General features: G+C 56.5%; 8 protein-coding genes. 4 read left to right on the top strand and 4 right to left on the bottom strand.

What is annotated here, in order from left to right; translation table 11 throughout:
* Positions 1-280: 280 nt before the first annotated feature.
* The 4 genes from ABWO67_RS17870 to ilvB form a co-directional block, all read right to left on the bottom strand.
* Positions 281-1,558 carry a TRAP transporter large permease gene (locus tag ABWO67_RS17870; RefSeq protein WP_353154225.1) on the bottom strand — a complete coding sequence of 426 codons (1,278 nt, stop codon included), beginning with the start codon at positions 1,556-1,558 and terminating at the stop codon, positions 281-283.
* Between the two features lie 43 nt (positions 1,559-1,601).
* The gene (locus ABWO67_RS17865; RefSeq protein ID WP_353154222.1) at positions 1,602-2,096 is read right to left on the bottom strand and encodes a TRAP transporter small permease; all 495 of its coding nucleotides are present in this window, start codon (positions 2,094-2,096) and stop codon (positions 1,602-1,604) included.
* Between the two features lie 113 nt (positions 2,097-2,209).
* Positions 2,210-3,190 (bottom strand): TRAP transporter substrate-binding protein, encoded by a 981-nt coding sequence (locus ABWO67_RS17860; RefSeq protein WP_353154219.1) that lies wholly within the window; start codon positions 3,188-3,190, stop codon positions 2,210-2,212.
* Between the two features lie 89 nt (positions 3,191-3,279).
* A complete protein-coding gene (ilvB, locus tag ABWO67_RS17855; protein ID WP_353154216.1) occupies positions 3,280-5,028 on the bottom strand; it encodes a biosynthetic-type acetolactate synthase large subunit in 1,749 nt (582 codons plus the stop codon).
* A 79-nt stretch (positions 5,029-5,107) separates the two neighbouring features.
* Between ilvB and ABWO67_RS17850 the strand changes: the two genes are divergently transcribed.
* The 4 genes from ABWO67_RS17850 to ABWO67_RS17835 all read left to right on the top strand — a co-directional run bounded on the left by ABWO67_RS17850 (position 5,108) and on the right by ABWO67_RS17835 (position 8,661).
* Complete coding sequence (locus tag ABWO67_RS17850; protein WP_353154213.1) at positions 5,108-5,599, top strand: SET domain-containing protein; 492 nt, start codon at positions 5,108-5,110, stop codon at positions 5,597-5,599.
* A 111-nt stretch (positions 5,600-5,710) separates the two neighbouring features.
* Positions 5,711-6,241, top strand: coding sequence for a TRAP transporter small permease (locus tag ABWO67_RS17845; RefSeq protein WP_353154210.1), 531 nt, complete (start codon positions 5,711-5,713; stop codon positions 6,239-6,241).
* Complete coding sequence (locus ABWO67_RS17840) at positions 6,238-7,536, top strand: TRAP transporter large permease (protein ID WP_353154207.1); 1,299 nt, start codon at positions 6,238-6,240, stop codon at positions 7,534-7,536. The genes ABWO67_RS17845 and ABWO67_RS17840 overlap by 4 nt, the downstream gene beginning before the upstream one ends.
* A 93-nt stretch (positions 7,537-7,629) precedes the next feature.
* Complete coding sequence (locus tag ABWO67_RS17835; RefSeq protein WP_353154204.1) at positions 7,630-8,661, top strand: DctP family TRAP transporter solute-binding subunit; 1,032 nt, start codon at positions 7,630-7,632, stop codon at positions 8,659-8,661.
* The last annotated feature ends 155 nt before the right edge of the window (positions 8,662-8,816 follow it).

Genomic DNA, 8,816 nt, shown 5'->3' with positions numbered 1-8,816 from the left:
CGATGCCAAGCACGCGGCCCGTCCCAGCGGCGGTTCAAACTTTCATGATGCAGCGGGGCAGATCCTGGGAGGGGATGTTGCAGCGACTTTCGGGGCACCCGGCGTAGGGGCCGAGCAGGCCGGAAGTGAAGGGAACCCCGGATGGGGTGGACGAACGAGGCTACGCGATGTTCGGCGCCGCAGGGCGCCGAACCGGCCACGAGGAGCAAAACATCCCCTCCCAGGATCTGGCACGCGGATCAAGAAAGAATACAAACACAACCGCCCAGGGACCCGCCCCCTACCCGTATACCAATTCCTTGAAGAACAGCGAAATCTCCGGCACATACGTGATCAGCATCAAGCAAGCCACCACCACACCGACAAAAGGCAGCAACGGCCTGATCAATCGCTCTATCGGCAAATTCGCCACCGCGCACGCCGCAAATAGATTTACGCCAAAAGGCGGCGTCACCATGCCCAGCGCCAAATTCACCACCATGATGATGCCGAAATGAGCTGGCTCTACTCCGAAATGCATAGCCACCGGCAGCAACAACGGCGCCAACACCACTATCGATGCCGAGGTTTCGATAAACATGCCGATCACAAATAGCGCAGCATTCACGCCCAGCAAGAACGTGTACTTATTGCTGAAAATATGGCCCAGCCACTCGCCTAAAGCCGCCGGAATGCCCGCACGGTTGAGCAGAAATCCGAACACGCCGGCGTTGGCGATGACGAACATAATCACTGCCGTCGAGACAACGGAACGATGCAGGGTTTTGGATAGATTCTGGAAATTAAGCCGACGATAGACGAATATACCGACAAAAAGGGCATAGACCACTGCCACCGCAGAGGCTTCCGTGGGGGTAAAAATACCACCATAGATGCCGCCAAGAATAATCCCTGGCATCAACAACGCCAGCCAGGCCTGCTTGAGCGCGGGCCACAGCGCCAGACGTCCGTCGCCATCATTCTTGCCGTAGCCGTTCACGCGGGCATACAGCCAGACATACAGCATCAACGCTACGCCGATCAGAATGCCGGGGCCGACGCCAGCAATAAAAAGCTCGCCAACCGACGTGTCTGTCGCGACGGCAAACAAGATCATGGGAATCGAAGGCGGGATAATGACGCCCAGTTCTGCTGCCGATGCTTGCAAAGATGCGGCAAACGGCTTGGGATAGCCGTGCTTGACCATGGCGGGAATCAGGATAGCGCCTACGGCAAAAGTGGTTGCCACGCTGGATCCAGCAACAGCCGCAAAAATCATGCAGGTCAATACGCATGTGCAGGCCAGACCGCCCTGAAAGCCCCCGACCACGCTTTTCGCGAAGGTCACCATGCGTTCTGATATGCCGCCGGCTTCCATCAGATTGCCAGCCAGAATAAAGAACGGCACAGCCACCAAGGGGTACTTATCCAGCGACGCATAAATTTGTTGGGCCACGACCAGCCAGGTCATTTGGCCATCGAAGGCGATTCCCAACATGCTGCCCAAACCGATAGCCACCGCTACCGGCACAGACAGCACAAAAAACAACAGCATTGATACAACCATCAACTGCGACATTCATTCACCTGGCTTATTGGTATTGTTAAGTATTGACTCACGATCACAGGACAGTGTCGTCAATCACGGCCTGGCGCGGGCCCTCGGCCCAATGGGCAATAACGGCAACGATTGCCAGTACCATGCCAATGGGAATCGCGATATAAATCCAGGAAATGGACATTTCAAGACTGGGCATGGTTTGAAAGCGCACGCGCCATGTCATTTGCCCGCCGACCCAGGCCATGAAACCCAGAAAAGCGACGCAGATGAATAAAATGACATGCTCCAGCCAGCGTTTGTTACGCGGCCCTAATTTGCTATGGAGCATTTCGACGCTTAGCATGGCTCCCTGGCGGAAGGCCAGGGCAACGCCCAACATTACCGTCCAGATCAGGGCCGCGCGTGTCCAGGCTTCGCTCCAGTCGGCGGGCGATTCAAGAATGAAGCGAGCAATAACCTGATAAAAAGCGGCGGCTACGGCCGAAAGAATCAGCAATTGAGTTACTACGGATATAAACCGGAATAATGAGCGGTCTATGAAACGGATTATTGGCACGACTGATCCTGTTGTGATGCTTGATCTAGCGTTGTTTTCAGAAGGCTAACAGGGCTGGAACCAACAAGGGCCGGCACGTACGCCAGCCCCCGATTCATAGCCAACTGCGGCAATTACTTAGTGTTGCGGATGGACTCAACCAACTCTTTACCGAACTGCTTGTAATACTGCGGGTAAACCGGTTCAACTGCCGCAACGAATGCGGCGTGATCAACCGTGTTGACCTTCATGCCTTGCGCCTTCACCTCTTCCAGGCCGCTTTTTTCAACCGCATCCACGTAGCCACGCATGGCAACGGCAGCATCATGGCCAGCCGTCTTGAACTTGGCCTTGTCTGCGTCGGACAAGCCGTCATAGACATTCGGCGCCATCAATACCAGGGCGGGACCATATACGTGTGCGGTCAGCGACAGGTATTTTTGAAGTTGCGGCAATTTGGCCGACACAATGACGGACAGCGGGTTTTCCTGACCATCTATGGTGCCTTGTTGCAGGGCCGTGGCGACTTCAGGCCAGGCCATGGGGGTAGCCAGCACGCCCATCTGGCGGAACGCGGCAATATGGATGGGGTTTTCGGTAGTGCGTATTTTCAGACCTTTAGCGTCTTCGGGCTTGGCAACCGGACGAACGTTATTGGTCAGTTGACGAAACCCTTGCTCACCCCAGGCCAAAGCCACCAGGCCACGCTTGGGGAATTCAGCCAGCATTTGCTGGCCGATTTCGCCGTCAAGCACTTTACGGGCCTGGGCCAGATCGCGGAACAGAAAAGGAATATCGAAAACGCCCGTTTTAGGTACGAAATTCAAGGTAGCGCCGGTGGATACGATAGCCACATCGATCGTGCCCAGTTGCAGGCCTTCAATGACTTCGCGCTCGCCGCCCAGGGCGCTGTTGGCGAACTGTTGAACCTTGAATTGACCAGTGGTGCTGCCTTCAATCGACTTGGCAAATGCGTCGGCGCCCGCGCCGTAATGGGAATTGGTCGACAGGGCATACGCCATTTTCAGCGTTGTCTGGGCCAATGCCGGCGCGGCAGTAAAAATGCCTGCCATCGAAACGGCAAGCATGCACTTTGAAAACCAGGTTGTACGCATTTTTTCCCTAATACTTATAAGTGATGAGTTGGCAAAACTAAGCCCATACTTGTACATCACTGCGAGCGATAAGAATATTGGGGTTTACTTTAGTCTTCTACGTACCATGTGTCTTCCGACAGCATGACCTGCTGATGTCCATAACCGGCGGGCATCATGGGAAAGCAGTTTTCCTGCGCCAGCACGACAACGTCCAGGAAAAACGGGCCGTCGTAAGCCATGCATTCAGCCAACGCCGCATCCAGCTGCGCTGGGTCTTCGACACGCGCGGCACCCCAGCCAAATGCCTTGGCCAGCGCCACGAAGTCAGGAATCGACGCGTTATAACTGTGGCTATAGCGGCCATCATGAATCAGTTCCTGCCATTGCCGAACCATGCCCATGTGACCGTTATTGCACAACACCAGCTTTACCGGTGTCTGATGCTGCGTAGCGGTAGCCAGTTCCTGGATATTCATCAACACCGACGCATCGCCGCTGACGCAGACCACCGGCTTATCGGGATGCGCGATCTGGGCGCCAATGGCGGCGGGCAAGCCGTAGCCCATGGTGCCCGCTCCGCCCGACGTAAGCCAGCGATTCGGACGATTGAACTTGATGTATTGCGCCGCCCACATCTGGTGCTGGCCCACATCTGTCGAAATAATAGCGTCCAGCCCCGTCAGCACATGGTCAATACGCTGCATCAGATGCTGCGGCAAGATATGCTCGGCCGATGGCGTGACTTTCAGGCAGTCCGTGGCTCGCCACACCCCGATACGCTGCCACCAGGCATCCAGCCTGGCAGGCGCAAGCTCGACCTGTGCCAATTCGCGGCGCAGAGCGCGCAGCAAGGGGTAACAGTCGCCCACCATGGCAACATCAGCGCGCACCACCTTGTTGATGGAAGCGGGGTCGATATCCAGATGAATTTTGCTGGCGTGCGGGCAGAAGTCTGAAAGCCTGCCCGTGATGCGATCATCGAAACGCGCGCCCACGCAAACGATCAGGTCGGCGTGGTGCATGGCCAGGTTGGCTTCCAGCGTACCGTGCATGCCCAGCATGCCTAAAAACAAAGGGTCGTCAGCGGGGAATGCACCGAGCCCCATTAGGGTAAGGGTACAAGGCGCGGCCATATCCTGCACCAGGCTGGTAAAGGCATGACAGGCATCCAGGCCCGAATTCACCAAGCCGCCGCCACCATAAAACACCGGGCGCTTGGCGTTGGCGATCAGGGCCGCCGCGCGCTTGATCGCGGCTTCGGCTGCCGGGGCATTCAAGTCAACGCCGTCAAGCTCGGCCACTTCATTGACAACCGGCGGTTCGGGCGGCACCTGGCCGATTTGTATGTCTTTGGGGAAATCCAGCAGCACGGGCCCAGGACGACCCGAGGAAGTCAGGCGATACGCTTTGGCAGCCATGGCGACAACGTCTTCGGCACGTCTGATTTGCGCGTTCCACTTGGTAACAGGCCTGGAAATTCCAATGGCGTCGCATTCCTGGAACGCATCAGTGCCAATAGCGCCGGTAGCGACTTGCCCGCTGATGCACAGCACAGGTATCGAATCGCACATCGCATCCAGCAAACCGGATGTCGTATTGGCCATGCCAGGACCCGAGGTGACCACCACGACACCGGGCTTACCGGTGGAGCGCGCATAACCTTCGGCGGCATGCATGGCCCCTTGTTCATGTCGAACCAGGACGTGACGAATCCTGGGTTCCGAATACAGTGCATCGTACAAGGGCAGGACGGCACCGCCTGGATAACCGAAAATGGTATCCACGCCATGGGCGATCAGGGTTTGGAGCAGAGCTTGGGCGCCATTTCGGCTGGGAGATTCGTCAGAAGTATTCACGGAGTCAGGCTTTATTGCATAAGATGTCGATACTTCAGCAGTTTATGCTCTTTTTCGCCTATCTCCCAAAACGTTCATCATGACACTAGCAACCAGCCCCTGGCACATCGTTAAACAATCCACCTTGCACGGCACCGGCGTATTTGCCTTGCGCGACATTCCCGCTGGCACCCGCATTATCGAATACGGCGGCAAACGTATTACCCCCGAGCAAGCCGACGCGCTGCATCCGGTCAATCCCGATGATCCTTTTCACACGTTCTTTTTTTCGCTTACCAGCGGCAAGGTTATCGATGGCGGCGATAAAGGCAACGATGCGCGCTGGATCAACCACTCTTGCGGGCCCAATTGCGAAGCCCAGGAAGGAACTAGCGGAAAACGGGTGTACATCGTTGCGCTGCAAGATATTCCTGCTGGCGAAGAACTGTTCTACGACTACGGCTTGGTGATGGAAGGCCGCATAACGAAAAAGCTTAAGCAGGAATACCTATGCCTGTGCGGCACCCCAAACTGCCGCGGCACCATGCTGGCCCTGCCCAAGAAAAAGAAAGCGGCGACCGGAAAAAACTAACGCCCCTCCCGTCTACCCGCGGGAAACCCCGAGCTATCAAAATCTGTATCACGCGGTAGCATGTCGGCTATCGCCTAAAAATTGCCCCCTACGCTGTCAAGCATTGCACCCATGCCTCAAAAACAACAAGCCGCCGACGAGCCGATCGAACCCATACTTCCAGAAATCACCGACCCTCCCGTCAAAGTCCCTCTCAAAATTGAAGACTGGCTTTCCGTGCTTATTCTGGGCGGCTTGGCGCTAATCACCTTCACCAACGTGCTGGTGCGCTACCTTACGAACAACTCATTTGCCTGGACCGAGGAAATATCAGTCTTCCTGCTTATCGTCCTGACCATGACCGCCGGGGCAACCGCCTTCGTGCGCAATCAGCACATACGCATCGAGATCATTGCCGACGGAGGCTCGCCCCAACGCCAGCGCAAGCTGGCCATCATCAGCAGCGTCGTCGTCTTGCTGTTCTTCGTATTGCTGGCCGTGCTGTCCCTGCGCATGGCCATTGATGACTACACATGGGGCGACACCTCGCCCGCCATCGGCGTCCCCAACTGGTGGTACACCATCTGGATGCCCATACTGGCAACGGCTATCTCGCTACGCATGCTAGGTATGTTGCGCCGCCTGCTGCGGGGCGAAAAATGATCGTAACTCTCTTGTTTGTCGTCTTTGCCCTGCTGATGATCATTGGCGTACCGGTTGGCGTTTCGCTTGGTGTAGCCGGTACCTTGGCCATCGTGATGTCCAATCTGGATACCCAATGGTTCGGCTTGCTGGCCGTACCGCAAAACTTCTATGCCGGCCTGGCCAAGTACCCCCTGCTGGCTATCCCCATGTTTGTACTGGTAGGGTCCATATTCGATCGCTCCGGCGTCGCCAGCCGCCTGGTGAACTTCGCCATTGCCATCGTCGGGCGCGGCCCAGGCATGCTGCCTTTGGTCGCCATCGCCGTAGCCATGTTCCTGGGGGGCATTTCAGGCTCGGGGCCGGCCTGCGCGGCAGCTGTCGGCGCCGTCATGATAGGCGCCATGACCAAGGCGGGCTATCCCAAATCGTTTTCAGCCAGCATCGTGGCGGCAGGCGCGTCAACCGATATCCTGATCCCCCCTTCGATTGCCTTTATCGTTTATTCGATTCTTGTGCCGCAAGCGTCGGTTCCCGCCCTGTTCGCCGCAGGGATGATTCCCGGCATATTGGCAGGCATCGCCCTGATCATACCGGCGGTGTGGCTATCCCGGCGCCACAACATGGGCATGCTGGAAAGCAATTTGCCACGCCCCCCTTTCTGGCCCAGCCTGCTGGATGCCACATGGGGACTGGTGGCGCCTGTGCTGATTCTGGGCGGCATGCGCATGGGCTGGTTTACGCCGACCGAAGCGGCTGTTGTCGCCGTCTTCTACGGCCTTTTTGTTGGAATGTGCATCCATCGCACCATCAAAGTACGCGATTTATTCCTTATCTTGCGGGAAGCGGCAGAGCTTTCCGCCGTCATCATGATGGTCGTGACGCTCGCCGGCATCTTCGCCTGGGCCCTTTCCACGCTTAGCGTGATCGACCCCATTACCAACGCCATCGTTAACTCGGGGCTGGGCGAATACGGGGTGTTGTCACTGCTGGTGCTGTTGCTGATGACGCTGGGCATGTTTCTGGACGGCATTTCCATCTTCTTGATCTTCGTGCCGCTGCTTATGCCTATCGCCAACGCCTACCAATGGGATCCGGTCTGGTTTGGCGTCCTGTTGACGCTAAAAGTAGCGCTGGGGCAATTTACGCCACCCCTGGCCGTGAACCTGATGGTGTCCTGCCGCATCGCCAAAGTGCCGATGGAAAGCACGGTGCGCTGGGTGGTGTGGCTGCTGGCCTCCATGTTTATGATCCTCGTCCTGGTAATTGTATTTCCCGAGTTGGCGTTATGGCTGCCTCGTTACCTGGGATATTGACCGTAGCGCCGGCGGCGTGCCGCCGGTTTTTCCTTGATGTATCCGTTGTTATCTGCCGTCTATTAATGCCTTAACTGGTGAAAAGGAACATTCATGAAGATCCGTGCCCTGCTTGGCGCCATCACGTGCTCGATCGCTGCCCTTGCAGCTACCTCGACTGCTTATGCCGCCGACTATAAATCCGAATACAAATTGTCCATCGTCGTAGGCACCACCTTCCCTTGGGGCCAGGGCGCCGAGATCTGGTCCAAGCTGGTACGCGAGCGCACCGACGGGCGTATCAACATCAAGATCTACCCCGGCACATCGCTGGTACAAGGCGACCAGACCCGCGAATTCACCGCGATTCGCCAGGGCCTGATCGACATGGCCATTGGCTCGACCATCAACTGGTCACCCCAAGTAAAACAATTGAACCTGTTTTCCCTGCCCTTCCTGATGCCCGACTATGCGGCTATCGACGCCCTGATTCATGGCGAAGTGGGCAAATCCTTGTTCAAGGATATTGAAAAAGCCGGCGTGCTGCCTCTGGCCTGGGGTGAAAATGGCTACCGCCAGCTTAGCAACTCCAAGCACGTCATCAAAGCGCCAGGCGATCTTAAAGGCCTGAAACTGCGCGTTGTAGGCTCGCCCTTGTTCATCGACACGTTCACAGCGCTGGGCGCCAATCCCACACAAATGAGCTGGGCCGATGCGCAACCCGCACTGGCAACCGGTGCCGTAGACGGGCAGGAAAACCCCTTGTCCATTTATGCCGGCGCGAAGCTGTATGACGTTGCACAAAAGAATCTGACGCTATGGAATTATGTAGCCGATCCCCTGGTGTTCGTGGTGAACAAACAAGTCTGGGAATCGTGGACTGAAGCCGATCGTAAAATCGTGCGCGAAGCCGCTATTGAGGCCGGCAAACAGGAAATCGTCATTGCCCGTAAAGGCGTGACACCTGAAGATCCGTCGATGCTGAAGGATATCGAAAGCCATGGCGTGACGGTTACCAGCCTTACTCCGGAAGAGCATGAGGCTTTCGTTAAAGTGACGCAGCCGGTGTTCGATAAGTGGAAGAAGACGATAGGCGAGGAGTTGGTGTCGCAGGCGCAGAAGGATATTGCTAATCGCAAGAAGTAAATAGACGTGGCGGCACTTCGGGCGAGGGTTCGAAGTGCTGGTACTGTTTGTCGGCGCCTTATATGTTTTGAACACGCCGTAGCTGCGGTTTTGCTGTTCTTTTTTACACACCGTAGCTGCGTTCTGGCTGATTAGTTCTGACACGCCGCGGCGGT

This window comes from Pollutimonas bauzanensis, assembly GCF_040393045.1.
GTDB lineage: Bacteria > Pseudomonadota > Gammaproteobacteria > Burkholderiales > Burkholderiaceae_B > Pollutimonas > Pollutimonas bauzanensis_A.
Note: the sequence above shows the minus strand (reverse complement) of the source record. Positions and strands in the feature narration are given on the sequence as shown.

Excerpts from the sequence above, each read along its gene's own strand:
- ABWO67_RS17870 (WP_353154225.1), bottom strand. The coding sequence starts at position 1,558 with ATGTCGCAGTTGATGGTTGTATCAATGCTGTTGTTTTTTGTGCTGTCT.
- ABWO67_RS17860 (WP_353154219.1), bottom strand. The coding sequence starts at position 3,190 with ATGCGTACAACCTGGTTTTCAAAGTGCATGCTTGCCGTTTCGATGGCA.
- ABWO67_RS17850 (WP_353154213.1), top strand. The coding sequence starts at position 5,108 with ATGACACTAGCAACCAGCCCCTGGCACATCGTTAAACAATCCACCTTG.
- ABWO67_RS17845 (WP_353154210.1), top strand. The coding sequence starts at position 5,711 with ATGCCTCAAAAACAACAAGCCGCCGACGAGCCGATCGAACCCATACTT.
- ABWO67_RS17840 (WP_353154207.1), top strand. The coding sequence starts at position 6,238 with ATGATCGTAACTCTCTTGTTTGTCGTCTTTGCCCTGCTGATGATCATT.
- ABWO67_RS17835 (WP_353154204.1), top strand. The coding sequence starts at position 7,630 with ATGAAGATCCGTGCCCTGCTTGGCGCCATCACGTGCTCGATCGCTGCC.